Source organism: Lactobacillus xylocopicola (assembly GCF_033096005.1).
In the GTDB taxonomy this organism is placed as follows: Bacteria; Bacillota; Bacilli; order Lactobacillales; family Lactobacillaceae; genus Lactobacillus; species Lactobacillus xylocopicola.
Map to the genome: position 1 here is coordinate 616,720 of NZ_AP026803.1, position 25,265 is coordinate 641,984.

21 protein-coding genes and 2 tRNA genes are annotated in these 25,265 nt (G+C 38.5%); 15 read left to right on the forward strand and 8 right to left on the reverse strand.

The window, feature by feature from the left end; genetic code table 11:
* Positions 1-20 precede the first annotated feature (20 nt).
* The gene (locus R8389_RS03165; RefSeq protein ID WP_317638036.1) at positions 21-2,210 is read right to left on the reverse strand and encodes an LTA synthase family protein; all 2,190 of its coding nucleotides are present in this window, start codon (positions 2,208-2,210) and stop codon (positions 21-23) included.
* Positions 2,211-2,353: 143 nt separating this feature from the next.
* On the opposite strand from R8389_RS03165, the gene R8389_RS03170 reads away from it, so the two are divergent.
* Together R8389_RS03170 and R8389_RS03175 are read left to right on the forward strand one after the other, a co-directional pair.
* The gene (locus R8389_RS03170) at positions 2,354-2,977 is read left to right on the forward strand and encodes a VanZ family protein (protein WP_317638238.1); all 624 of its coding nucleotides are present in this window, start codon (positions 2,354-2,356) and stop codon (positions 2,975-2,977) included.
* A 77-nt stretch (positions 2,978-3,054) separates the two neighbouring features.
* Complete coding sequence (locus tag R8389_RS03175) at positions 3,055-4,404, forward strand: glucose-6-phosphate isomerase (protein ID WP_317638037.1); 1,350 nt, start codon at positions 3,055-3,057, stop codon at positions 4,402-4,404.
* Between the two features lie 135 nt (positions 4,405-4,539).
* Here the strand turns inward: R8389_RS03175 and pgmB are convergent, their stop codons facing one another.
* From pgmB to R8389_RS03190, 3 genes are read right to left on the reverse strand one after another with little or no spacing between them, the layout of a single operon-like run.
* Positions 4,540-5,199 (reverse strand): beta-phosphoglucomutase, encoded by a 660-nt coding sequence (gene pgmB, locus R8389_RS03180; protein WP_317638038.1) that lies wholly within the window; start codon positions 5,197-5,199, stop codon positions 4,540-4,542.
* Positions 5,180-7,999, reverse strand: coding sequence for an alpha-L-rhamnosidase (locus R8389_RS03185; RefSeq protein WP_425604656.1), 2,820 nt, complete (start codon positions 7,997-7,999; stop codon positions 5,180-5,182). The genes pgmB and R8389_RS03185 overlap by 20 nt, the downstream gene beginning before the upstream one ends.
* Before the next feature lie 14 nt (positions 8,000-8,013).
* A complete protein-coding gene (locus R8389_RS03190) occupies positions 8,014-9,717 on the reverse strand; it encodes a glycoside hydrolase family 3 protein (protein ID WP_317638039.1) in 1,704 nt (567 codons plus the stop codon).
* A 185-nt stretch (positions 9,718-9,902) separates the two neighbouring features.
* Here R8389_RS03190 and R8389_RS03195 point away from each other — a divergent pair, with 185 nt between their 5' ends.
* The 4 genes from R8389_RS03195 to R8389_RS03210 all read left to right on the forward strand — a co-directional run bounded on the left by R8389_RS03195 (position 9,903) and on the right by R8389_RS03210 (position 14,360).
* Positions 9,903-10,913: an AraC family transcriptional regulator gene (locus R8389_RS03195; protein ID WP_317638040.1), complete on the forward strand. Its 1,011-nt coding sequence runs from the start codon at positions 9,903-9,905 to the stop codon at positions 10,911-10,913.
* 165 nt (positions 10,914-11,078) lie between these two features.
* Complete coding sequence (locus R8389_RS03200; RefSeq protein ID WP_317638041.1) at positions 11,079-12,353, forward strand: PTS sugar transporter subunit IIC; 1,275 nt, start codon at positions 11,079-11,081, stop codon at positions 12,351-12,353.
* Positions 12,354-12,355: 2 nt separating this feature from the next.
* Positions 12,356-13,780 (forward strand): glycoside hydrolase family 1 protein, encoded by a 1,425-nt coding sequence (locus tag R8389_RS03205; protein ID WP_317638042.1) that lies wholly within the window; start codon positions 12,356-12,358, stop codon positions 13,778-13,780.
* A gap of 403 nt (positions 13,781-14,183) precedes the next feature.
* Entirely contained in the window at positions 14,184-14,360 is a 177-nt protein-coding gene (locus R8389_RS03210; protein ID WP_317638043.1) for a hypothetical protein, read from the forward strand.
* Between the two features lie 27 nt (positions 14,361-14,387).
* On the opposite strand, the gene R8389_RS03215 is transcribed toward R8389_RS03210, so the two are convergent.
* From R8389_RS03215 to R8389_RS03225, 3 genes are all read right to left on the reverse strand, one after another.
* Positions 14,388-15,398, reverse strand: coding sequence for a serine hydrolase domain-containing protein (locus R8389_RS03215; RefSeq protein ID WP_317638044.1), 1,011 nt, complete (start codon positions 15,396-15,398; stop codon positions 14,388-14,390).
* A gap of 160 nt (positions 15,399-15,558) precedes the next feature.
* Positions 15,559-16,014 (reverse strand): DUF3021 domain-containing protein, encoded by a 456-nt coding sequence (locus tag R8389_RS03220; protein WP_317638045.1) that lies wholly within the window; start codon positions 16,012-16,014, stop codon positions 15,559-15,561.
* Positions 16,011-16,454, reverse strand: coding sequence for a LytTR family DNA-binding domain-containing protein (locus R8389_RS03225; RefSeq protein ID WP_317638046.1), 444 nt, complete (start codon positions 16,452-16,454; stop codon positions 16,011-16,013). The genes R8389_RS03220 and R8389_RS03225 overlap by 4 nt, the downstream gene beginning before the upstream one ends.
* 250 nt (positions 16,455-16,704) lie before the next feature.
* Here R8389_RS03225 and R8389_RS03230 point away from each other — a divergent pair.
* The 5 genes from R8389_RS03230 to R8389_RS03250 all read left to right on the forward strand — a co-directional run bounded on the left by R8389_RS03230 (position 16,705) and on the right by R8389_RS03250 (position 20,400).
* Positions 16,705-16,776 (forward strand) — tRNA-Glu (locus R8389_RS03230).
* Positions 16,777-16,786: 10 nt separating this feature from the next.
* A tRNA-Gln gene (locus R8389_RS03235) sits at positions 16,787-16,858 on the forward strand.
* Positions 16,859-17,366: 508 nt separating this feature from the next.
* Entirely contained in the window at positions 17,367-17,750 is a 384-nt protein-coding gene (locus R8389_RS03240; RefSeq protein ID WP_317638047.1) for an ArpU family phage packaging/lysis transcriptional regulator, read from the forward strand.
* Between the two features lie 1,478 nt (positions 17,751-19,228).
* A complete protein-coding gene (locus R8389_RS03245; protein WP_317638048.1) occupies positions 19,229-19,816 on the forward strand; it encodes a hypothetical protein in 588 nt (195 codons plus the stop codon).
* Complete coding sequence (locus R8389_RS03250) at positions 19,798-20,400, forward strand: hypothetical protein (RefSeq protein ID WP_317638049.1); 603 nt, start codon at positions 19,798-19,800, stop codon at positions 20,398-20,400. The genes R8389_RS03245 and R8389_RS03250 overlap by 19 nt, the downstream gene beginning before the upstream one ends.
* An 880-nt stretch (positions 20,401-21,280) precedes the next feature.
* Here the strand turns inward: R8389_RS03250 and R8389_RS03255 are convergent.
* Positions 21,281-22,111: a hypothetical protein gene (locus R8389_RS03255; protein WP_317638050.1), complete on the reverse strand. Its 831-nt coding sequence runs from the start codon at positions 22,109-22,111 to the stop codon at positions 21,281-21,283.
* 638 nt (positions 22,112-22,749) lie between these two features.
* On the opposite strand from R8389_RS03255, the gene R8389_RS03260 reads away from it, so the two are divergent.
* The 4 genes from R8389_RS03260 to R8389_RS03275 all read left to right on the forward strand — a co-directional run bounded on the left by R8389_RS03260 (position 22,750) and on the right by R8389_RS03275 (position 25,150).
* Complete coding sequence (locus R8389_RS03260; RefSeq protein WP_317638051.1) at positions 22,750-23,118, forward strand: hypothetical protein; 369 nt, start codon at positions 22,750-22,752, stop codon at positions 23,116-23,118.
* A gap of 12 nt (positions 23,119-23,130) precedes the next feature.
* A complete protein-coding gene (locus R8389_RS03265; RefSeq protein WP_317638052.1) occupies positions 23,131-23,709 on the forward strand; it encodes a hypothetical protein in 579 nt (192 codons plus the stop codon).
* 223 nt (positions 23,710-23,932) lie between these two features.
* Positions 23,933-24,250, forward strand: coding sequence for a hypothetical protein (locus R8389_RS03270; protein ID WP_317638053.1), 318 nt, complete (start codon positions 23,933-23,935; stop codon positions 24,248-24,250).
* A gap of 528 nt (positions 24,251-24,778) precedes the next feature.
* Entirely contained in the window at positions 24,779-25,150 is a 372-nt protein-coding gene (locus tag R8389_RS03275; RefSeq protein WP_317638054.1) for a hypothetical protein, read from the forward strand.
* Positions 25,151-25,265 lie beyond the last annotated feature (115 nt).

Sequence of the window (25,265 nt, forward strand, 5' to 3'; positions counted from 1 at the left end):
TTATAATGATAGATTATTTGCTAATTATATGCCTTTTTATTATTTTTTCCAGATTTATTTTTCTTTTCGATTAAATGATTTCCAGAAACAGATTCGGGAATATCAGTAATTTCTTCATGGCGCCCGTTAAGCTCGGGTGCATCAGTCTTGTAAAGGCCGGTCGTTGACTTGTGGTATTTAGAAATCAAAGCAGTCGACTTAGCCTGTAGCTGGTCGCGGATGCCTTCCATTTGCTGAAAGTTGGTCAGATAGTCAAACTGGTCGGGGTCAACGGGTTTGAATCCAGTGGGAGTGTAAAAGCGGAGTAAGTTGTGATTATTGAGTAAATCGGAGTACTTGAGTGATTTTTTGCCTGCTTTAGCCAGTTGGGCAATTTCAATTTCTTCTTGCCGAGTAAAGTTGACAATTTCTTTGCCACTTTGTCGGTCATAGACCACGCCTTTTTGTCCTTTGCCACCAATTATGATGTATTTTTGGCTGACAATCGTGCCATTACGGAAGACCACCCAGGGCTTGTAGGCAGGTGAGAGCAGGTCGCTGCCAAACTGAATATAGTTGTGGTTAGAGATACCTAGCAAGTGGAGCAGGGTCGGGAGAACATCAATTTCGCCAGCTACTTCATGCCTAATCCCGCCCTTTAAATCAGGTGAATAGATCATGAAAGGGACGCGTTGCATTTGGACATTATTGTAATTGTTCCAAGTATCGGAACTTTCGCCAACGATTGGGGCGAGAGTTTCATTTTCAGAATTAGTTAAACCATAGTGGTCACCGTAGATTACTACCATGGTGTTTTTGATTAAGCCCGACTTTTTGAGATAAGTAAAAAACTCTTGAATTGCCTGGTCGAGGTAGTGGGCAGTTTCAAAGTAATTATTGATTGACTTATCACTTGTTTCAGTAGTTTTGAAATTGTGATCTAAGTCTTCATCATCCATTTCGAAGGGAGTATGGTTAGTTAGGGTGATGAACTTGGTGTAGAACGGCTGTTGCATTCTCTCTAAGTACTTGATACTTTCTGCAAACATCAACTTGTCTTTAACGCCGTAGCCGATACGATCGCTCTTGTCATGACTAAAGTAATTTTGGTCAAAAAAGTAGTTATAGCCCATATTCTTGTATACATCGTCACGGTTCCAGAAGGAACCAACGTTGCCATGGAAAACCGCTGAAGTATATTTTCCATGTTCCCGCAAAATTTGTGGGGCTGCCTGAAAGGTATTACTGCCACCGAGTGCAGTAAACAAAGAGCCATCAGAAATGCCGTAAGTTGCTGTTTCAAGCATATTCTCGGCATCACTAGTCCGACCAATACCAACCTGGTGGTAGAAGTTGTCAAAGCTGAGGGTATGTTGGTTGTGGTAGATGGAATTTAAAAAAGGAGTGACTTCCTTACCATTTACCTTTAAGTTAAGCAAAAATTGCTGAAAGCTTTCCAAGTGAATGACAATCACATTTTTACCCTTGGCGACACCATAGTAGGTACTGTTTTTGGGTAGCTTATTCTGTTTGGTGTAGGATAGGATTTTGTTCAAGTCAGCAGTATTGGCGTTACGGTTGACTTGCTCTGTTTGTTCATTCTTAATGCCGTCGTAGACGGTGTAAGTATCAATTCCCAGGTATTTGACGATATACGAACGATCAAAGGTCGTGCCCAGAAGACGGGGCCGGGAGGTTTCGGCCAGAAAAATATTTGCCACCAAAACAAAAGCACCGACCGAAGTAATCGCAAAGGGGGTCAGCAAACCGTATGATTTTTGGGCAATTTTAATTTTACGGGCAATTAGCAGGGCAATGATGATAATCAAATCTAGCCAAAGCAGCAGGTCTGAAGGATGCAGCATTGCCACTGCACTTTTACCGAGACCAGGAGCCACCTTGCCGGTATTGACAATTGTTTTGACGGTGATGAAGTCAGAGAACTGGCGGTAATATAAGATATTAGCAAAGAGTAAGCCGGTATTGGCAAAATCCATGAACAGCATCACACAGTAAGATACCAGTGGTTTAGAAAAATAAAAGCCAATGCTAAACAATAAGATTGCACTGCCGAAAGGGCTAATCCACATAATGAAGTGCTGGTAGGGATCAGTAAGCCCCAGACTAAAGTCGTGATACATGGCAAAGATATATTTAACCGCGAACAAAAAGATTAACAGACTAAAAAAGCCAGTACGAGTTTGAATAAAGTTAAGTAGTTTATTTTTCAACGTGAACGCTCCTTATTTTATTATTTTAAAAGTTTAGATAACTTTAGACAATCTTTTCTGGATTGTTAGTCGTTTTTTAAGAAATAATTGCCCTGAATTTGGGTATAATTTAAATGAACATTATTTTAGGAATTGAACAAGACATGATATTTTTAGGACCGCTGTATAATTCGCTGGCGCAGCACTATGCAACTGAAGTAAACCATTTCGCATTGATTAAGATGATTATGCTAGCACTGGATAAAACCATTTTCTACTTTTTGGTTTTTATGGTGTTGCGCTTATTTTGGTTACTCCTAGTTAGACGGCGGCGAACTATCAGGTCTGAGGCCATGGTCTGGTTGTTTGCTTTTTATGTGCTCATGGTATTGATGCTGACGACTTTTCGCAATGCCTATTTTCCTTGGGCGCTCAGCTTTAACTGGCACCGCCCGCTTAGTGATATTAACCTGGTTTTTTTACGGGAAACCTGGAAAATGTTCTATGCCCAAAGCCGACTTGACTTCATTTATAACTCTTTTGGCAATGTGGTTTGCTTTATTCCATTTGGATTTTTGGCGCCAGTTGTTTTTTCCAAAAAGCAATCCTTTGCCCGTGTGGTAATAGCTGGTATCATCTTTTCAGTCTTGATTGAAGGGCTGCAATTTTTATTGGGAACTGGAGTCAGCGATATTGATGACGTCTTCTTTAACCTTTGCGGGGCAGCTTTAGGGTATTTGCTTTATCTACTTTGTTGGCGAATTAGACAAAAACTGCAAACCAGGTAAAAGCACTGGTATTTGTAAAATAAGATTGCTAAAATATTCTTGTGAAAAGAATATTTAATTCAATAGGGAGTGTATTCATGAGTTTAATCAAATTTGATGCCAGCAAATTAACGCCGTTTGTTCAAAAAAATGAACTAAGCGAAATGCAAGCGATGGTTAATGCGGCAGACCAAGAGCTAAGAGAAGGTTCAGGCGCCGGTAGCGACTTTTTGGGTTGGGTTGACCTGCCGGTAGACTATGACCAAGGCGAGTTTGCCCGCATCAAGGAAGCGGCTAAGAAGATTCAGAGTAACTCAGAAGTATTGGTTTGTATCGGTATTGGTGGATCATACCTGGGTGCTCAAGCAGCGATTGAGTTTCTGAACAGTGCCTTTTATGGCAAGGCTAAAGAAAAATATCCGACAGTTGTTTTTTGCGGGAATTCACTTTCTGGTTCTTACCTGCATGACCTAATTGAATGGCTTGGTGACAAGGACTTTAGTATCAATGTTATTTCCAAGTCGGGAACGACAACTGAACCAGCTGTTGCCTTCCGCGTATTTAAGGCCAAGCTAATCGCCAAATATGGTAAGGAAGAAGCGCAGCGGCGGATTTTTGCCACCACTGACCGGGCTAAAGGTGCTTTGAAAACTGAGGCCGATGCTGAAGGTTATGAAGAATTTGTTGTCCCAGATGACATCGGTGGACGCTACAGTGTCCTGTCTGCTGTTGGCCTTTTGCCGATCGCAGCAGCTGGTGCTGATATTGATGCATTGATGAAGGGTGCTGCCGATGCGCGGAATGATTATCGCGACACTGACTTACAGCAGGCAAGCCCCTATCAATACGCCGCCTTGCGCAACATTCTTTACCGCAAGGGTTATACTACAGAAATTGTTGAAAATTATGAACCAACGCTGAGAATGTTTAGCGAGTGGTGCAAGCAATTGATGGGTGAGTCAGAAGGCAAAGATAATAAAGGTATCTGGCCAGCCAGTGCCAATTTTTCAACTGACTTGCATTCACTTGGGCAGTATATTCAAGAAGGGATGCGTAACCTCTTTGAAACAGTAATTCGGGTAGAAAATCCGGCAAATGATGTTAAGATTCCAGCTGATGATCGCGATCTGGACCAATTGAACTTCCTAGCTGGTAAGAGCCTGAACTATGTTAATGACCGAGCATATGAAGGGGTTGTTTTGGCCCATACTGATGGTGGTGTGCCCGTGATGACGGTCAACATTCCAGACCAAACAGAACATACTTTGGGCTACCTCATTTACTTCTTCGAACTAGCAATTGCGATTTCTGGTTACTTGAATGGCATTAACCCATTCAACCAACCGGGAGTTGAAGAATATAAGCGCAACATGTTTGGCTTGCTTAACAAGCCTGGCTTTGAAGAGCTCCATGATGATTTAACTGCGCGCTTCAATGAATCAAACTAAGTAATAAACCAAATAAAATCGAAAAACTTAAAAAGGTTAAAAAATCACTGTCTGAACAGCCTATTTTTTAACCTTTTTGTTTTAAATGTTTTTTCTAACTTTGTTCTTGTTTAATTGGGATTTTATGCGAACATACTAGCTAAATTTTTCCCAGGCTTGCTCAATTTGTTGGTAATTCAAAGCAGAAGTTTGAGGGAAGAGTAAACCAGCTTGGCCCAGTTCTGACTGAGAGCCAACTCCAACAGAGAAGGCCCCGGCACGATTGATTGCCCTAATGCCTGCAATTGAGTCTTCAATCCCAACACAATCACGAGTGTTTAAGTTAATTGCTTTGGCAGCCGCAAGAAAGATATCTGGAGCTGGTTTGCCAGCTGCCACTTGGGCGGGATCAACGATGGCATCAAACGCATTGGTAAGTTGTAATTTTGTGAGAATGAAGGGCCCATTCAAGCTTGCCGAAGCCAAGGAAAGTTTAACATTATGTGCTTGAAAAGCTGCAATCAAAGCCGTTATTCCTGGTAAGATATTTTCAGGAGTGAGACTAGTTAACAGTTCACGAAAGACTATATTTTTTTCTTCAGTCATTTCTTGAAATTCTTTTTCGGTAACTATAATGTTTAAATAATTTAAAATGGCAGTTAATGAATCGGTGCGACTCACTCCCTTGGTTTGTTTTTCCAGTTCATTAGGTAATTCGCGGTTAAAATGATCCTTGATCAATTTGCGCCAAGCCTGAAAATGGTATACCGACGTATCTGCAATAACGCCATCAAGATCAAAAAGTACGCCTTTCATGTAAAAATTTCCTTTCACTAGCTAATGGTGTTTTAGCCATAATTGATTTAATTTCAGCAAATTCTTCAGCAGAAATATTGATAAACGGCAATGTTTCATTTAATTCAAGTAATGAGTTCGATCCGAAAGTCTTTAGGTTTTCGGGACGCTTTAAAAAGGTGAAGACGCCGCTAATTGCTTGTAATTTAGTCACTAATTCTTGGTCAGCCATTATCTGGTTGACTGACATAGCTAAATTGTAGTATTCAAGGTAGCTGGTATGTGGACGGTAAGTAATAGTGTAGCGTCCACTTACTAGTTTTAAGGGCAAGCTTTTGGCAGCCCCATTAACTACTACTGTGTTAGCAACACGTGGCAGTTTAACAGTCACTTCCTGGCCAAAGGGGATATTTAATTCTATTTTGATGGTGTGGTTTTTATCTGTTTCCAGCCGATAATCGACTTCTAAGTTACCGTATGAGCTTTTATAGTGTCCCTGGACGTGTTTAAGGCGGTAGTCAAATTGCGGGGCAAAAGTTACTTGTTGGTAGCCATTCTTTTGGGCGGCTAACCCCAAAACTTGCTGGTAGACCCATTGCATAACGGCTCCTATGGAGTAGTGGTTCAATGAATTCATTCCCTCAGGATTCATTGAACCGTCCGGCAAGACAGAATTCCAACGTTCCCAAATAGTTGTTGCGCCAAGATCAACAGCATAAAGCCAACTAGGAAAGTCTTTGTTCAAGAAAATTTGCATGGCTAGCTTGTGCTCGCCATTTTCTGAAAGAACTTGGCAAATTATAGGGGTGCCGACAAAACCGGTCTTTAAGTGGTTATTGTCCTTGCGAAGACGGTTAACCAGATCCTTGACAACACGATTTTTATGTTCTTTTGAAACGAGGTTGAAGTGTAAGGCAAGTGCATAAGCAGTCTGGGTATCAATAGCCAGCCGGCCAGTAGTTGTGATGTATTCATTAGCAATTGCTTCTTTAACTCTCTGGGCTTGGTCAGAATAATGTTGGGCCTCATTTTGGAATCCAAGAACTTTAGCAGCTCGCGCGACAATCAAACTAGAATAATAATAGTAAACCGAAGCAATAAAGTCTTCATCCGTTTTACCTGTTGGAATGGCGGGATTTTCGCCATCTAAGGAGAGCCAGTCGCCAAATTGAAAGCAACCAGTCCACAAGTCCCTGGTTGAGCTTGCTTGGCTAATCCAATTGACCCAGGCCTTCATGTTTGAATAATTTTGCCGTAAAATAGCTGGATCATTATAGGCCTGGTAAACTGTCCACGGAATAACGGTAGCGGCATCACCCCAAATTGCGGCACCACCACTATCATTGCCAAATGCAGGGGCATACATGGGCAACATGCCTTGGTGAGTCTCCTGTTCAATTTTCATATCTTGAGCGTATTTTTTAAAGAAAGCATAACAGTCCATATTTAGGACAGCGGTCCCGACAAAAACAGCAGCATCGCCAGACCAGCCTAACCGTTCATCTCGTTGGGGACAGTCGGTAGGAATATCAAAAAAGTTGCTCTTTTGTCCCCAGACGATATTTTGTAAGAGGCGGTTAACCTTCTCATTATCAGTCTTAATGCTACCAGTTACTGCCATATCAGAGTAAATAACGGCTGCTCTAAAGTCCCTTTTATTTAGTGGCTTGGTGTTACCAGTTACCTTAACGTAACGGTAGCCAAAGTAAGTGAAGTGGGGCCGTACCCACTTGGACTTTCCGCCGGAAGTATAATGAAAAGCAGCTCTGGCTGCCCTTAAGTTATCCCGGTAAAAATTGCCATTTTGTAAAATTTCGCCTACTTGTAGTTTGATGGTTGTACCGGTTGGCTCTTGGTTGAACAGTTCAGGCCAACCAGCATGATTTTGTCCAAAGTCTAAAACGGTTTCGCCTGCAGGGGTATAAATAATTTTTTTAACAGGTAGATATTCTTTAACTTCAAGTGGCAAGCTTAGCCGATCCTGCAAAATACTTTTGGAATAATCAAGTTTAATAGCGGGTTGCCAATTAGCAGGTTCGCTAGAATCGTCGTAATCTTCGCCATAATATATTGCTGAATGAGTAATTTTTCCAGCGGTGGTTAACCAAGAATTATCGCTTACGATGATTTCTTCTGAACCATCAGTGTAGTGAAGATGAAGTTCAGCTAGTGCCATTTGACGGTTACCATAAATATTTTCCTGGCCGCCCTCAAAACCGAAATTGCCTTTATACCAGCCATCACCCAAGGAAATTAACAGTTCTTGGTTGGTAGCTGGGTGCAGAAAGTTGGTTACATCGTAGGTTTGGACTTGCGTTAACTGATCATAGGCCGTAATGCCAGGAGCCAGTACTTCTGCACTGATTTTCTTGCTGTTTAAGTAAGTTTCATAGACTCCTAAGCCAGTCATGTAAAGTCGTGCCTGGGCTATTTTTTTATGCAAGCGGAATTCTTTTTTAAGAAGGGTGTTTTGCAGGTGATGATCAGGATTACCGATCCAGCTTGCGGTAAAGGGTTCGTCCATTTTGCCCGTTTCAAAAAAACTGGTCTTACTTCTTTCAGTAGCTGCATTTTTGATTGAAACAGTCACTGCGTAGCGCGTGCGCGGAATTAGGTTAATTTCAAAATCAAAAAAATTGTTGCTATATTTTTCCCAAGCAGATTCGTAAACAACGGTATCGGCGGTCACAGTGATTTTTTTCTGGGCATCTTGTGGTGGCTCTGAACTACTTACGTCGAAGGTGACATGTAGGTGATTATCTAACTGATAGCCTAGGGGCTCGGTTAAGTGGTTAATTGCCAGCTGATTAATTGCAATCATTGTTGTAGTCTCCTCTACAAATGGGTATCAAAGCTGCCGCAGAAAGGATCGACGGGATTTTTACCGACAAATTCTTCTTGTCCCATCATCTTTTTAATAAGGGCATCGATGGTTACATCATTTCCGGTGTAGGCATTGATATAAGTCGAAACCATTGGGACATCAAACAAGTGATATGGGTTGCAAGTTGAAACAAAAACGGTGGGAATATCCCTCATAAACCAAGGTGCATCCGCAGCCATCAAGTGCACCCAGTTCAGTCTAGTGGTAGTTTGGTTGCTAGCGGTCTCCACGTTGGCAACATAGAGAGCTAAATCGAAGCGGTCTTGCTCATATCGAATTCCGCCAGCAAAAACTTCCTTGAAGTCTAAGTTTTTTTGCTCAAAAACAGTGACTAGAAAACCTTTTTCTGCAAGTTTTTGCTTAAATTTAGCTGTTACCTGACCGCCTTCCTTAAAGCCACCATCGTCCGTGTCACCTAAAACAACCAAACGGACCCGGGGATATTTTTGGGGCGTAAGGGGTAGGAGTTGGTCTCGGTCCTTTACCAAAGTTACGGCTTCTTTAGCCACTTTAGCAGCAAGTTCCTGGTGTTTAGTTAGTTGTAAGTCAATTCTGTTTTTTGCCGGCTCACAAAGTTGGTTGTTAGTATCCATAACTCCTTGCGCAACTTTAGTGGCAATAATTCTAGTTACGGCTTCGTCAACGCGCTTCATTGTGATGATGCCGCGTTCAACAGCATCAGTAATATATTGATAATCTTCGTCAATGTCCTTATTAAAAAGAATCATATCTATTCCAGCATTGATGGTTGCGGGCAGGGCCTTTGCGCGAGGCAAGATGGCATTATAACCAATCATTGGCGTAGCATCAGTAATGGCCAAGCCGTTGAAGTTTAAAGTTTGCCGAAGTAGACCATCAATTAAGAGTTTAGAAGTAGAAGCGGGGCGTAAGTCTTGGTCGCTGATCCCGGCTTGCAATTTGCGTTCCCATGCTGGTTGCATAATGTGCCCAATCATAATGCTGGGAAGGCCGTTTTCAATTAGATGACGGTAGATTTGCCCGTATGATTCCAGCCATGCAGTGGTCGAAAGTGAGTTGATTGAACTTACTAGATGTTGGTCGCGTTCATCTACTCCGTCCCCCGGAAAATGCTTGGCTACCGGAATTATCTGATTGGCCTTAAGACCGGCAATCTGAGCGTCTGCCATGCTGCTGACCTGCTCTTGGTCACTACCAAAGGTCCGGACATTCATGATTGGATTGTGGAAGTTTTGATCAAGATCAACAATTGGCGCAAAGGACATATTGCAACCAACTTGCTTTGCTTCATAACCAGAGACTTCACCGAGATTATAAGCATTTTCCGTATTAGCGGTGGCAGCAACTTGTAAGGGCCGGCCAAACCAGGTACCGCCATTAACTAAGCCATTACCGCCGGCTTCTAAATTGGCTGCGATAAAAAGTGGGGTGGTACTAGACTTTTGTGAAGTCATGATGGCATGTTGCAGTTTTTGGGCGTCATCTGGACGATACATAATGCCGCCCGGTTGATAAGTTTTAACAAATTTTTGCAATTCATTGCTTTCCCCAACTTGCCCAATGACAAAGAAGAGTTGACCAATTTTTTCATTAGTTGACATACCCGCGACTTTTCTATTAACAAAGTCGATTTGAGAAGCAGATAAGTTGTACGGCTTCCTAGATAGATCTGTCATATTTTTCCTCCATCTGATATAAATATAAATTAAAGTTTAGCTTTATTTTATGCTAGTACCCCCATTCTTGCTATTGCTAAAAGACATATAAGTTGTGTTGATTTCACAGTTTTTTATACAATGAAGTTACTGCAGGGTAAATATTGATGTAAATTATTAGAGACTAAGGAAGGCGGCAAGAACAGTTGAAAGAGCAAATTTTACGATTACTGCGAAAAAACAATTCTCCCAAAGACTGGGCAGACGTGTTAGCAGCGGTTGAAAAGAATGGTAATCTGACTGAACAGGTAGGCAGAATTGGCGATGAACCGGTCTACCGCTTCTTTGACACGTATTCTGACCACTTAATTCTTAATAGTAGTTCGATCTCAATTGCGGTTCAACCCACTGAATCTTTCATACCTTTTCACACACATGATTATGTAGAAATTATGATTCCATTGGTAAAAGATTGCACAGTGGTTTTAGAACATTCGGAAGTCACGGTTAAAAAGGATGACTTAATCTTCATGGGTAATAGGACGATTCATAAGGTTCAGCCAATTGACAAAAATAGTGTTGTGGTCAACATTGCCCTAAGAAGTTCAGCATTTTCGTTAAATGAACTCGACTATTTAAATCGCAAAGAAAAAGGTTCCAATATTTCTAACATACTCTTTTCTCTGTTGTCAGATGAAGAATATGGGGAGGGGCGTTACAGCTTATTTGAGATTAACCATGATGCTAAAATCAGACAGCTAGTTTATGATCTGATAGCAGAGTACTACCATCCTGATGTGCAATCCGATCAACTGATTCGGCTCGAGATGCTGACACTTTTTTCGCGCTTAATTCGCCAAGCTGCTAAGGCAGAAATTAAAGTAAAAGATTATCAAAAAAAGCATAACAATTTATTATCACTATTGTTGTATATTGAAAAACACTACAGTAATATTACCCTACAAAAAATGGCTACCCATTTTGGCTTCAACCCGAATTACTTATCAGATTATCTTAAAAAGCACACGGGCAAGACCTTTATTCAGTTGGTGCACTTGCAGCGCATCAATGTTGCGGCTGAATATCTGACCTATACTACAGCGCCAATTGAGCGAATAGCCAATCGCGTTGGTTATGAGAATCCCTCTTACTTTTATAAGATCTTCAAAAAATATGTTGGAATATCGCCGGCGCAATATCGTCAACAAAACGATTAAGCGGACTGACAACTTATTTGTCAGCCCGATTTTGCGGTAGTTGCTTAAAAGAAAACTGGGAAATGAATATAATTTGTCTGCTTTTTGAATATGGTTATCTTGGGATCTGACTAATATACTTTATTTGAAAATGAAAGCGAATAAAAGTATTAAGGAGAAACGAAAGTGAAAAAATTCCAAAAATGGCTAGAAAAATACCTAGTCCCATTTTCAAACAAATTAGGGCAAAACAAGGTCCTGCAAAGCATTTCGGCTGGAATGGTAATGACGCTGCCAGTCACAATTGGCGCCTCAATTTTCTCGATTTTTGCTAGTTTTCCGATTAAGCCAGTAGCTGATTGGTTTGCAAAGATTGGCGTGACCAGTTCGATGACAGCTATTGTCAATGGTACGATGAACATTTTGGCGGTTTTTATTGCCTTTTCAATTGCCTATAACTATGCGCAAAAGGCTAATGCCAATGGTGCCATTGCTGGATTATTCAGTTTAGCCAGTTTTTTTATTTTGATGCCACAAGTTGTTCCGGGCAAAAAGCCAGTGAACGCTTTTCAAATTACTTATCTAGGTAGTGAAGGGATTATTGTTGCAATTTTACTTTCTGTTTTAATTGGCGTATTTTACGTGAAATTAAGTAGAAATAAGAAATTGACGATTAAGTTACCAGATTCGGTACCAAGCATGGTCAGTTCTTCACTCGAACCTCTGATTATTGGGATCATTATCTTTATAGCAGTTTTTATGGTTAGAGTGATTTTTGATTTTTCACCATTTGATAGTGTCTTTGACTTTATTAATAAGTTAATTACAAGTCCACTGCTGCACGTTGGTGGTTCACCGATTACCTTAATTCTCATTATGGTTTTGTCAAATCTATTGTTTACGTTTGGTATTCATCCAGCGGCAATTCAATCTGTGATTATTCCAATTGTTATCTCAATGATGGTGGGCAGTACGCCTGCATATCAGGCTGGTAAAACGATTCCTTATTTAAGCAATCTAGTAGTGTTTGCCTTTTCAAATAATGATGCCGCAGGTGCCACCCTTAGTTTAGTGTTAATTGCACTACTTTTTGGAAAATCAAAGCGGTACAAAGAATTCTTCAAGGTATCAGCTTTACCTAACATTTTTAATATCAATGAACCAATTATTTTTGGAATGCCAATTGTGTTAAATCCACTGATGTTTATCCCATTTATTCTGTCCAGCTTTATTTCTGGCGGGGTAGCTTTGTTGGCAGTTAAAGTTGGTTTTATAACCAATTACAATCCGAGCCTGGGCATGGGGATGCCGTGGACAATGCCTAAGTTAATTTCTGATGCAATGATTATGGGCTGGCAGGGTGCAGTTGTATGGTTGATTAACTTTGCATTGATGGTTGTTGTTTATCTGCCCTTCTTTAGAGTAGCTGACAACCAAGCTTTTGAGGAGGAAAATAAATAAGGATGAGTAATTATTATCAGCTTGCAGATGACTTTCCCCAAGACTTTTTGTGGGGGGCGAGTACTTCTGCCTTTCAGGTCGAAGGTGCCGCCAAAATTGATGGTAAGGGTATTACCGTGGCGGATCAACGTTCTAAAAAAGGTAAATATCTTGATACTTCAATTTCAGTTGACCACTATCATCACCTTGAAGAAGATGTTGCGTTAATGGCTGAACTCGGCCTAAAAAGTTACCGTTTTTCAATTTCTTGGGCCCGTATTTTTCCTCATGGAAATGATGAAAAACCCAATCAAAAGGGGGTTGATTTTTATGACAAATTAATCAAGTTGTTAGTGAAAAATAAGATTGAGCCCATCGTTACACTATTTCATTTTGACTGTCCCGTAGCCTTAGTCGAACAGTATGGCGGCTGGGCTAGCCGCCGAGCAATAACGGACTATTATCGCTATGCCAAAACCCTGTTCGAATTGTATGGTGATCGGGTAAATTACTGGTTAACGATCAATGAGCAATCTTTACTGGCAAATGTACCAGCGATGAACGGAATTAAAGATGATAATATGCTCAAGTTGCGGCAAAAAGGTGAAAATTCCAATTACAACATGTTCTTGGCACAAGCAAAGGTTTATGCGCTATGCCATGAGCTGTTTCCTGAAGCAAAAATTGGGCCAGCAGTTTCGTATATGACGAATTTCCCTTATGACCATACATCAGCCAATGCCTTAAAGAGCAAGTCGATGGAAGATTTGATTTCTTTTATTGACATGGATGTAGCCTTGAGAGGTGAATTACCGTCTTATTACCTGCGCTACTTAAAAGATAATAAATTAGTTTTAGATATTCACGATGGTGACGAAGAAATATTGCAAAACGGGCGGGCCAACTTTCTTGGACTAAACTGGTATTCAACTTCGGTTTTCAAACTTAGTCACCAAGAAAATCCCAAAATGCTTGCTGGTGTAATTTCAAACGTTGAGAAGGTAAGGGATAAGCGGTTAATGAACTCTGAATGGGATTTTTCGTACGATCCGGTAGGCTTGCGGTTTGCATTGCAAAAGGTTAATGATCGTTATCCTAACATCCCAATCATCATTACCGAATGCGGCTGGCCTGAGCGGGAAGAACTGGATAATGGGGCAGTTCATGATCAAAAGCGAATTAAGTACTTGAATGGACATATTTTTGAATTGCGGGAAGCGATAAGAGATGGGGTCAACGTAATATCCTTTAACCCTTGGTCCTTCCTGGATTTATTAAGTGTTAATGATGGCATGGATAAGCGCTATGGCTTAGTTTTCGTTAATCGCGACAACGAGTCGGAAAAAGACCTGGCAAGATATCCAAAGGATAGTTTTTACTTTTACCAAAAGGTAATCAAGACCAACGCCAAGAATGTCGTTGAGTTAAACATTAACGAAGCAAAGTAAAAGGACCGAAAATAGGCTTGGCTAAGATTGATATATCGACCTGAATGATGGCTAGAACTAAGCTCCCGGCTCAAGCCAATCAGTTGATGAGTAGATAGCAAACTAGTAGGCTGTATTTTATCTAAGTATCTAAAGAGCTGTAAATTTAATAGTTTACAGCTTTTTGTGTGACTGATGATGGGATTAAATTACATAACTAACAATTGGTTAGTGAATCGATAATTTTAGCTAAAGCAAATTAAAAAAGTTTATTAATGCTTACGATTGTAAACATTTTGCAACAATAACATTTATAACAACGGGTTGCTAGAATAATCTTTTTAGACATTTAAATAACGCCCAAGGGGGTCGATTTTGTCCGTGAATCCGGTATAATTAGGGTATCTCAAAGGAGGTTTTAGCAATGATGTGTGATAATATTTATCTCAAAGTTTTATGGGTAATTGTTTATGCGATTACCGCTTACTATACTTTTACGGGCAATATGATGATGGGAATGTACTGGATGGCTGGTGGGATGCTAGCCCAAGCCGTAGTTGATTTGGTTTACCACTTTATGCCTGGCAGTAAGAAATGTTAAAAAGCAGCTTCAGCTGAAGCTGCTTTTTTAGTGCTTATTTTCTGTAATGAAGCTTTGGATGATTTTTTCGCGAACCGCTAAAAAAATCTGGTTGTGGCCGGTGGGGTGGACCCGGTTGGTTAATAAAATTAGTCCTGTCTTTTTGACACGGTCTAATAAGAGTAGGATGCCTGTATATCCGGTGTGTAGAATTAGGGGATAGTGCAGCTCGGGATCAAAGCACAGGTCCCACCCCCAAGAGCGCGGCCGAAGACCGGTTGGATTTTTATTGTCAAACAATAGGCTGACCACCTCTTGGCTGAAAGGCAGAATCTGGTCGTCCAGTCCCAGGTATCCCTTAGAAATTGTAATCAGATCATTCATGGAAGCAAAGAGACCAGCAGAACCACAATCACTACCTAGTTGCCGCGCCTTGGGGTCATGCGGAACACCTTGCAGGCTACTGTTTTGAAACATGACTGTGGGCACACAGTCGGTTTTTTCAGGGGTAAAAGTAGTGTTTTTAAGTCCCATTGGCTTGATAATCTCTTGCATACCGACTTTTTGCACAGGCTGACCATAAATGGCCTTGATAACCAGACCCAGCAAAATAAAGTTGGTGTCGGCGTAGCGGACGCGCTGTTCAAATTCTTCTGTTACCGGTAGGTGAATGATCGCATTAAGCAACTCGTCGTGGGTTAATTGGTCACGATGGTCGATCCAGCCGCGAATACCGGAAGTATGAGTCATTAGATGAAAGAGGCGAACTCTTTCGTCTTTGAATTCGGGGATAAAATCATGAAGCGGTTCAGTAAAGTTGAGCCGATCTTCCTGGTAGAGTTTGAGCAAAATATTTTCCGTAACCAGAACTTTGGTTAGACTGGCTAAATCATATTCGGCAAAAGGACTGAGTTGGGTCACGTTGGGATAGGTGCTGGCAAAGCCAACCGTGGAAGTGAAAAGCTGCTGATTGTTGATAAAGGCGTAATTCACGCCAGGCACGATACGTTCGGTGACCAGAGACTCAATTAAGTTTTGGGTGCTTGAATAATCAATCATAAAATATCCTTAATATAATTTGTTCCGTTACTGTATATTATAACTAATTAGCGCAGAATTATACGGATTTACGGCATAATAGAGCTTTTAACGATAAAAGTGGTTTTTAAAAAATGCGCTAGTTAGTCTGTAACTTAGCGCATTTAATCGTTTAAAGCAATTATTTAGAGATTTTTTTATTTAACTGGTCGATTGTCTTACGGGCAAAAACTTTTGAAGTGATTCCGATGCTTACGTAAATAATGCTGTAACCTAGAGTGAAGCCGATAAGCGTTGGAAAATTGCCAGGCATCCATCCAGCAAGCACAAAAATTGGCATCTGTAAGATATAAGTAATTAAGAAGTGAGTGAGGGTCTGCTTATTGATACTCCATTTTTCTTGATCAAAACAAGTGCTACTGCCGCCGTAAATTGCTCCGATTAATGCCCATAAGCTCATGGCTGCTAGCGTTGCCTGCACGGGATTGGCAAATTGACTGACAAACTGGGGGGTGGAAGGCCAAAATTGGGTTGAATGGACTGCAAAAGAATAGCTAATTGCTAGTAACAATCCGATTGTCACACCGATTGGGGCACTAATAAGAACGCGGATAATAATGGCTTTGATATTTTTCATGGTAGGTACTCCTTGTTGATTACTTGCATGTAGCGACGCGAGGTATAGGTTGTTTTGCCATTTTTGAGGATGACTTGGTAGATTCCGTTACGGGTAAGAGCAAATTCCTGAATGCAACTAAAATTTAGGATTTCAGAACTAGAAATTTGGACAAATAGGCGGTAGGGTAAAAGTTCTCTGATTTCATAAAGTCTTTTTTTGAGCTGGTAGAGTCCATCTATGGTTTCGCAAACAACTGCCTTGTTTTCAGTATGAATTGAGATGATTTCATAATAGGGAATAATTTTTTTACGACCTGCGCGGTAACCGGTAATGGCTTGGTCATTCAAGAACCGATCCAGGTTATTGCGCAGGTTGGTGCTATCCGCATCAATCTGGGGCGTGTTGACAGTAATAAAAAGCTCCTTTAGATCAGCAATTGCTGTTTGGTTTACTAGCATATGGTAACTTCCTTTCTTGAAGCCTAAGATAACAAAAACTGCCAAGTCCTGGCAATTGCTTACGGATAATCGGTTGATTTGCAGGCATAAGTGGTAAGCAGAGCAGCCATTAGTATTGCGTTTAAAATAGCTAGCATGCTATAATACTCTTTGCCAAAGCAGTTAGTGGAGAGCAGACAGTATAACTTTCATTTGGAAGAAATTGCTTGACAATCATGATGTAGTCTAGCATAATAATTACTGTTGATTTTGCCCGTTGGTCAAATGGTTAAGACGCCACCCTCTCAAGGTGGAGTTACGAGTTCAATTCTCGTACGGGTGATTTTTAACACTGGGATATAGCCAAATGGTAAGGCACAGGTTTCTGGTTCCTGCATGTTTCGGTTCGAGCCCGGATATCCCAATTTTTGTGATTTGTCTTAGTTTCAACTAGCTTCAAACGTTGATACTAAGGCATTTTTATTTTTTCTGATTTTCTGAAATTAACTGAAATTAGCCCATTCGGTGCAAAATTCGGTGCAAAATTTTTGGCAGTGGTGGATTAATCAAAATATCCTAAAATTGGTAAAGTTAACTACTAAAAAGTGTTATAATACCAGGTGTTCGTAGCTTTAATAGTTTATAGTTTAATTACCTCAGAAAGTCCATTCCGGGCTTTCTTTTTTTGCTTAAAATAGCTAAATCGGTGCAAAATTTTACGTTCAAGAATATAGGCGTCCCCCGAACATACCAAAAAGGGATGCACAGATAACTTAGCGCATCCCTATATAGTTGATTTTTATTTGATTTGTACCAGGTACATTAGCATATTCTAGCGTTGTCTTTGCCTTTTAGGCATAGTTTATGTAAGTTTATGTATAAATAAATCAAAACGCTTAGAGGGCTGAAATAAGCCATATTAGGAGGGCATAAGTGGAAACAGTAAGAGTATTTCTTAAACATGATTTAGGTATATTTGCTATTCGTTCCGGAAGACGCAAGACAGATTTATTGGCTGATAAGGTCGACCACTTAACCACGGTTAATGTGGAACGTACTACTGAAAATATAGCATTTGCTGAAAATGTTACCTGGTGCGTTGGTAAGGCTATTCAGGCATGCTCTATTAAGTCTAGGAAGATACTTACTGGTGTTTACCTGTTGGATCAATTAAATAAAACGGTCATGAAAGAAATAGGCTATGGCCAATCTAGGTATTGGGAGCTAAAGCAGATAGCCTTAGATGAATTCATGGAAAACTTTGCTGCATACCAGAAAGAGATAGGATTAGAACCATATATTAAGTTAGTAAAATAGAGGTCGCATTTTACGACCTCAGGTTATATGGTTTGAGGTCGTTAAGAACGCCCACGATCTAACCACCCCAAAAGTGGGGTCGTTGATAGGTCATAGCGTAAAATTGCGTTTTGATTAATCATAACTCAGAATTGAGTTTTGTCTTTAGGAGCACCCAAAAGTGGGGTGTCGTGTTTTACGACTCCCTTAAGGAAAATGTTCAGGTTTTTTCAGATTCTAAATAGGTCTGAACGATTTAAAACAAGTGTAGTTATAACTACGGTTGTATCCTAGCAAATACTAGCATTTACTAGGGTATTTATTTAACAAAAAACAGGCTAAAGTATTGATCTACAGCCTTTTTGCTACTGCACACTTTTTAAATGATGTGCACCCTTTTTTGATGCGTAAGTATTCAACGATTATGGCAACCAATCCAAAAATGGTTTGGTTAAAATATAATCTGTAGGTACATCTATTAAGCCAAATAGGTATTCCCCAAAAACGGGGAATAATAAATTATGCATCCCTAATAATCTAACTACCTAAGAAAACATGTAATTTTATTTAGCAGCCCTCAATATTGAGTTGTCCTCGAGTTTGTAGGAAGGCGCAAAATTGAGCTCTCTTTTTGCTGTAATAAGTATTAACGAACGCAATTATGCGTTGGTACATTAAGGGGTGTCCAAAATGGACCTCCCTTTGGCCACAGTATGAATGACGGCGAACGAAACGTTCTCCTCTTTGGTAGGGATGAACCAATTAGAATAGATAGTTATATGAATTTTAGGAGAAAGCAATTATGGATTCTCCTATAGTGTACCGGGCTCAATTTTGCGCCGGGCTAAACAGGTCGTTCTGAACGATCTGTTTTTGTTTGAAGAATATCAGAATCCAATTGTGGTTTTTGACCTAATTGGGCATAACAGGTCAATTAGATTGACTTGTTTTTACGTTAGTAATCAATACGGAATAATGGGGCTGCAATCCTCTTGGCCACGGCATAATCTCACTAACAATTTGTTATTGAGAAGGCAGCATTAACTCTTAACGGGCTCAAATGTGAGCTGGTCGTGGACAAATAAATTTATTCCGAAATGGGTCACAACCATAACGGATTTTCTAAGTGGGTCTGAGCCACTTAGAGATATTTAATAAGTAGTTGTAGCTATATAAGAGGGCCCTGAATTGTGGCGTCATGTTTTTATGATAAGGGGTCGGTAATTCAAAGCCCCCTTTAGATTAATAGGTAGAGGTTCGTGTGCGTACTCCCTATACAATTAAACGATAACGGGATACCAGAGCATCTATTCAGGAGGCTGTAGTTGTAACTACACCCTATACAGTTATAAATAATTATCCACAGCCCCCCTATCTTAAAATGTTTTGAATTCAGTTTTTAAAAGAGAAGGCACCATTATATAATAAGATATTTATGATTATTATATGATAGATACTTGTGATAATATATTTACAAAATATTTGTTAGGAGTAACACTATGAAAGTAAATATTAAGAAATTTGGGTTTGCATTAGTCTGTGCTAGCTTATTAGCATCTGCGGCACCAGCAACAGCACCTGTTTCGACTGTTTCAGCGACTAGCAAAAGTCAAACAGTTAAGATTAATGGCGTTAAGATGACTATAAAAGAGTTTGAACGCAGACTGAATAAAGCCAAGGTAGTATATTATGCCAGTAATGAAGAAATTGATAAAGCCTTAAAGCAAGGTGGCAGAGTTTCTAAAGTGAAAACTGTCAAGAAAATTAAAGGTAGTAAAAAAGCTCCTAAAGCAAGTGCTTCAGGTGCCGGAGTAGCAGCTCCTGTACTGGCGCTTGCTGCAATTCCGGAAGTGGGAACAGCAGTACTTATTACGGGGGGTATCATTCTTGTAGGAGGTGCAGCCATAGCTACAGGAACCCGTTTGTACAGCAAAATTAAGGATAAGTTTAATAACGCTAAACCTCATAAGTCGCATGCAAGGCGTAGTACCCATGACAAACATACTGGAAAAGGATCCGGTGGCTATGAAAAGAAAAAAGGCGGAGGAAAACATGGTAGAGGGAAAAAATGGAAAATAAACAAGTAAAAATTGAAAAAATTTTAAGACTAGATGAGTATATAGGTAGCAATAACTTGTTAGAAGTTTATTCTAAGTATCGTGATAGTGATAGTTTTTTGCTTGGTTATTTGATAGACGAGCTGGATGAATATTATATATTTGAAACAATCGATGATTACGGCGCGTTAGATGGCTTTTCATTGTATGCGAAATCAGACGTTGACGAGATACTATCCCATACCAGTTACACGGGAATATATGAAAGTTATGTTCATTTACAAAAAGAAAAAGGAACTTATGACATTTTTTCTTTAGGACAGCAATATAAATCTGTGCCTAAAAAATCCATTTTGAGTATACTAGAATATTGTTATCTTCATAAAAAAATAATTATGCTTAATGAAACTGATCACGAAATTTCAAGAGGTGGAAGAGTATTAAGTATTGATAATAGCACAATTACTTTAGATCAGGTTAGTTATTATAATGATTGGGAAAACTCTGAAATAGAAATTAACCAAAATGTGCCAATAGAAATCAGTAAAATAATAGGATTAGACATTATTAGTAAAGATAATTACCTTTACGAACAATATCTTAAGCAAAAATAGCTAATTAATTTATTCATACAATATAAGTTAGAAAGTCACCCTTTGGGTGGCTTTTTTAGTGAATATAGCAGACCATGAGTTTTTTCGTAATCCTTTAGGTATTTCAGTAGGTAAGCAACTGCGGTTAAGCTTGTTATAGCAAGGTTTACTATTTTTATACCCCCCTATAAAAAAGTTTGAAAAATTGGTGTATCACGCAAGGAAACGACACTGTAGCGTCTCCTCTGTAGCGAAAATAGGAGGGGGCTTATAAATTATAGCTGCAGCACTGAATCGGTGCCTCAGCATCCCTGGTAGTGGTAATGCTATGGTCATTGAATAAAAAAGCAAGCATTTTCCAGCAATTAGGGTGTAAAGATAATAGCTACAAAGACCGTTGTATAAGGATTAATGCAATTAAAAGATGTGCGCAAAGTGCACACAAAAAAATTCATAAAGGGTGCACTCACGGAATTTATTATTGTGAGGGATGCTGTCTACTATTCCCTCTATACCAGTCTTTATAAGCTGCGTTCCTGTTTTAGGTACGCTGCATACTAACCATAGTAAAAGTTAGCATTTGTAAGCATAAAAAAGCAGTCGCACTTTACGACTGTATTCTGATTTATATAATATCTTCTAGCCGTTTGACTTTACGCTTAACTTGGTTGTCCTTGAAGGTATAAACGTAAAACTTTTTAGTTGAAAAGGAGCCACATAACAATATAGGTGTGCCATCATGTTCAACGGCTATCCTAGACCAGTAGGCCTAGTTTATGCATAAATAAATTAAAAGACTTAGAATGCAAAATAGTATTTACTAGGATTTCTATTTAACAAAAAAGGCCAAAGTGGTAATCATAGTCTGTTTTAGCACTGCCCACTTTTTTAAAATATCCCGCTATTTTAGTACATGGGTAAACAACAATACTCCCAAAATTAATATTGTTGCTAAAATAACCAAGGCAATCCAATTAAACCAATGTTTGTGCTTGTCTTTCGTGCTATCTGTTACTCCTTTAATTTTTATAATCCAGTAAAACAATAGTTCAATAATGCCCCACATCATTAATCCAAATACGGCGGCAAGAATTAAAGTTTGTCCTAATGAAGTTGGTGTACTACCGATATTTTTGAATAAATCAGTAAGTAAATTCATCCCACCAAAGATAACAAATGTGATAGCCGTGAAAATACCTAGAATTGTAATGAATTCAGTATAGATGCTATTTATTTTACTGGTGATTTTTTGTAAATCATGTTGTTGATCTGCAATTATGATTTTTTGACCGTAAATTTTATTCTCTTGATTACTGATATCATCAGATAATGAAGTTTGTTTTTCTTCTAATTCTTTTTGTTGCGTAAACAGTTCTACTTTTCTACCATCAAGATAGTTAATCCTGTCGATATAATTATTCGAACGGATTAGATCAGTGTACATTTCTAATCCGTAAAATAAGTCTTGATAATTATTTTTAATAAAATTCATTTTTTCAGTAAATGGACTGTTTAAGTTATCTCCTGCATCTTTTTTGTGAAAAAATTGTTCTAAATTAGTGTATGTAGAATCAAGACCCTGCTTTTCCTTACTGTACATAAAAGCGGGGTGACTTGTTAGCACGCTATTATTATTCCTTAAAAAAGTTGAAAATTCTTTTTGGTTATCTTCATTACTACTTAAAGTAATGAAAAAAATTTTGATGGTTGTTTCGTATTCATCATTGTTCAATTTTAATCACCTCAAAATCAATTATACATTAATAAAAGTGATAGTTTGATAGATATTTAGGCGAGCAAATAATAAAATCGGTTTAGTAACCAATTTAGAAATACTGTGGTTAAAAAATCTGTAGGTAGATTGGTTAAGCATAGCTTAACTACCTGAAAAGCAGGTAATTTTATTTTAAGAGCCCACAATATTGATCTATCTTCAAGTTTTTAGAAAAATTGGAAAACTGAGTTCGCATTATCGAAAATCAGATTTGAAAACTGCTGGTTACTGATAGTCAAAGCTGTTTTTTAGGTTACAGGTTATGTTTATTATATAATAAGTAAATGGTGATTTTTATATAATCTATAGTTGTGATAATATCGTTAATGAATTATTTGTTAAAGCAATTACAAAAGTACAGATTAAGAAATTTGGACTTGCATTAGTCTGTGTTAGCTTATTAGGATCTGCGGTGGCGCCAGCAGCAGTACCTGTTTCGAATGCTTCGGCGACTAGCAAAAGTCAAACAGTTAAGATTAATGGCTTTAAGATGACTATAAAAGAGTTGAACGCAAACTGAATAAATCAAAGGTAGTGTATATGCCAGTAAGGAAGAGATTGATAAGGCCTTAAAGCAGGGTGGCAGAGTTTCTAAAGTGAAAACTGTCAAGAAAAACAAACGTAATAAAAAAGCCACCAAAACGGGTGCTTCAGGTGCCGGAGCGGTTGGAGCAGCAGCTCCGGCATTAGCACTTGCTACAGGCTCAGGATTCGCTCCAGTTGTGTTAACTGTAGGTGGTACTATACTTGTTGGGTTAGTAGCTTTAAAAGCTGGTTCTGCTGCTTATAGAACAGCTGCGCAATACTTTTCCAAAAATTCGGGAAGATATAAAGAGAATAAGAAAATTAAGGAACATAGGACCCATCAGTCAAAACATAACAGGAACAAGCATCAAAGGGGACGAAGACGAGTTGATAAACTCGAAAAGAAAAAATTGAGAGAAAGTTGGAAGAATAACAAATAGAGGAGACTCCTGATGATAATCAAAAGAGAAAATTGGAATAACTACCTTGGTAAGGATATTTTACTAGAAGTTTATGGCAGGTCGCGAGATAGTAATTCATTTTTATTAGGTTACATGGTTATTGATATAGATCAATATTATATTTTCAAATCTATTGATGAATATGGTCTAATTGATGGATATGTTTTATATCTGAAAAATGAGATTGAAAAAATTGAATGTGATGACAAATATATAAAGACAATAGGTTTTAATATCGATTATCTTAAAAAAAGAAATTTGTTTGATCAACTAAATCTCAAACATATATATGATCAAATTCCTAAAGATAGTATTATCAGTATACTAGAATATTGTCGTGATAATCACTTTTATGTGACATTGACACAGACTAAAGATGACTACGTTGAAACCGGAGAAATTATTTCTGTTGACTCACAAAAAATAGCTGTTGATGAAAAAACTTACTGTAAAGATTTTGAAATAGCAGATGAAATTAGAAATACACCAATTTATATTAAAGATATTTTGACACTTGAGATTGTTAACAAAGAAAATTTTCTTTACAAACAATATCTTAAGCAAAAGTAGTTATTTAGCTTTATTCATACAATATAAATTGGAAAGTCACCTTTGGGTGGCTTTTTAGTGAATATAGCAGACCATGATATTTTTTCCGTAATCCTTAAGGTATTTCAGCTATTGCTTGGTGACTGACCGCACGGTTGCGCAACACTTTGTCAAACATCCTGGAGAGACTAGAAAACGCACGCTTGAGTATAAATAAAGCATAATAACAAATAAGGAGAAATTTATGATAATTAAAAGAAAAAATTGGAATGACTATCTTAACAAAAATATTTTAGTAGAGAAGTTCGGGGAATCGCAGTCAAACGGTGCATTTACCTTGGGCTACATGGTAGCTGATTTAGGTCAATATTATATTTTCGAAATCCTTGATGATATTGGTCGCTTATTGGTGTACACTCTGTGCAAGAAAACGGACATTGAAAGAATAGAATGTGATGATCCTTACACTAAAGTGTTCGATTTTTACGTAGATTATCAAAAGAAAAACAATAATTTTGATCGATTAGATTTGCAAAAGATGTATAAGCGTATTCCTAAATAAAGCATTAATACAATATTGGAATATTGCCGTGACAATAATTTCTACGTCTCACTTACTGAAGAACAGAGCGACTTTTACAAAACTGGAAGAGTTGTTTCAGTCGATTCGCAAAAAGTATTAATTGATGAAAAAACGTACAATAAGGATTTTGAGTTCGATACGACAGATGAACCTCCTACCAAGATTAGTGACATTTTGACATTGGAATTCGTATCTGAAAAGAATTATCTTTATGGACAATATTTAAAGCAAAAAAATAAGCAGTTGAAATCATAATTTCTTTTAGAAGACCAACTTTTGTTGGTTTTTTCGTTTGTTTCAGCTGCTTGTTATTTCTTTTATATTTGTATCATCAGAGTTTCTTGTTTTGTCCTAAATATGTATATTTAGCTTATTGCTGGGGAGCCACAAAGGCAGCATTGAAAATTCTCATGGGTGGCCTCATATTGTTAGACCTCATTACTTAGTTGGTAATTTTGTAGGCTCTTTTACGCCCAAGTTGATTGGTCGAGTAGGAAAGTATTGATTATGAAAAAGATAAAAGTTTTTTCTGTTATTTTAGAAGTCTTGGGATTTTTATTAGGTTTATTATTATTTCTAAATGAAGTTGGGATACCACTTAATACTGATTTTTATGGAAAAACTTTCAGTATTATTTATACGACTGGTGGCATTTTAACCATGACTAGCTGCCTTGTTCATGCAATCGATACTTTTAGTAAGTCGAGGATTAGGATGGTGATGACTGCTAGTTTTAGCTGTACCATCTTAAGTTGGCTATATGACTTAATCTTATTTCAGTTTGACCTGGGATTTTCAGATGTTACAGGGATACTAGCAATATTAGCTGCATTAATTATGTTAACCTATCTCAAAGATAAGAGACAATCTATGGCATAAGAAAACTGAGAAATGAGTTATAACAATAACTGCTTCTCTAAGCGGGTACTGCAAAAGCTGAAGTAAATGATCGTCGATGCTGTTAAGTTCTGAAACACGTCCAATATCCAATCAT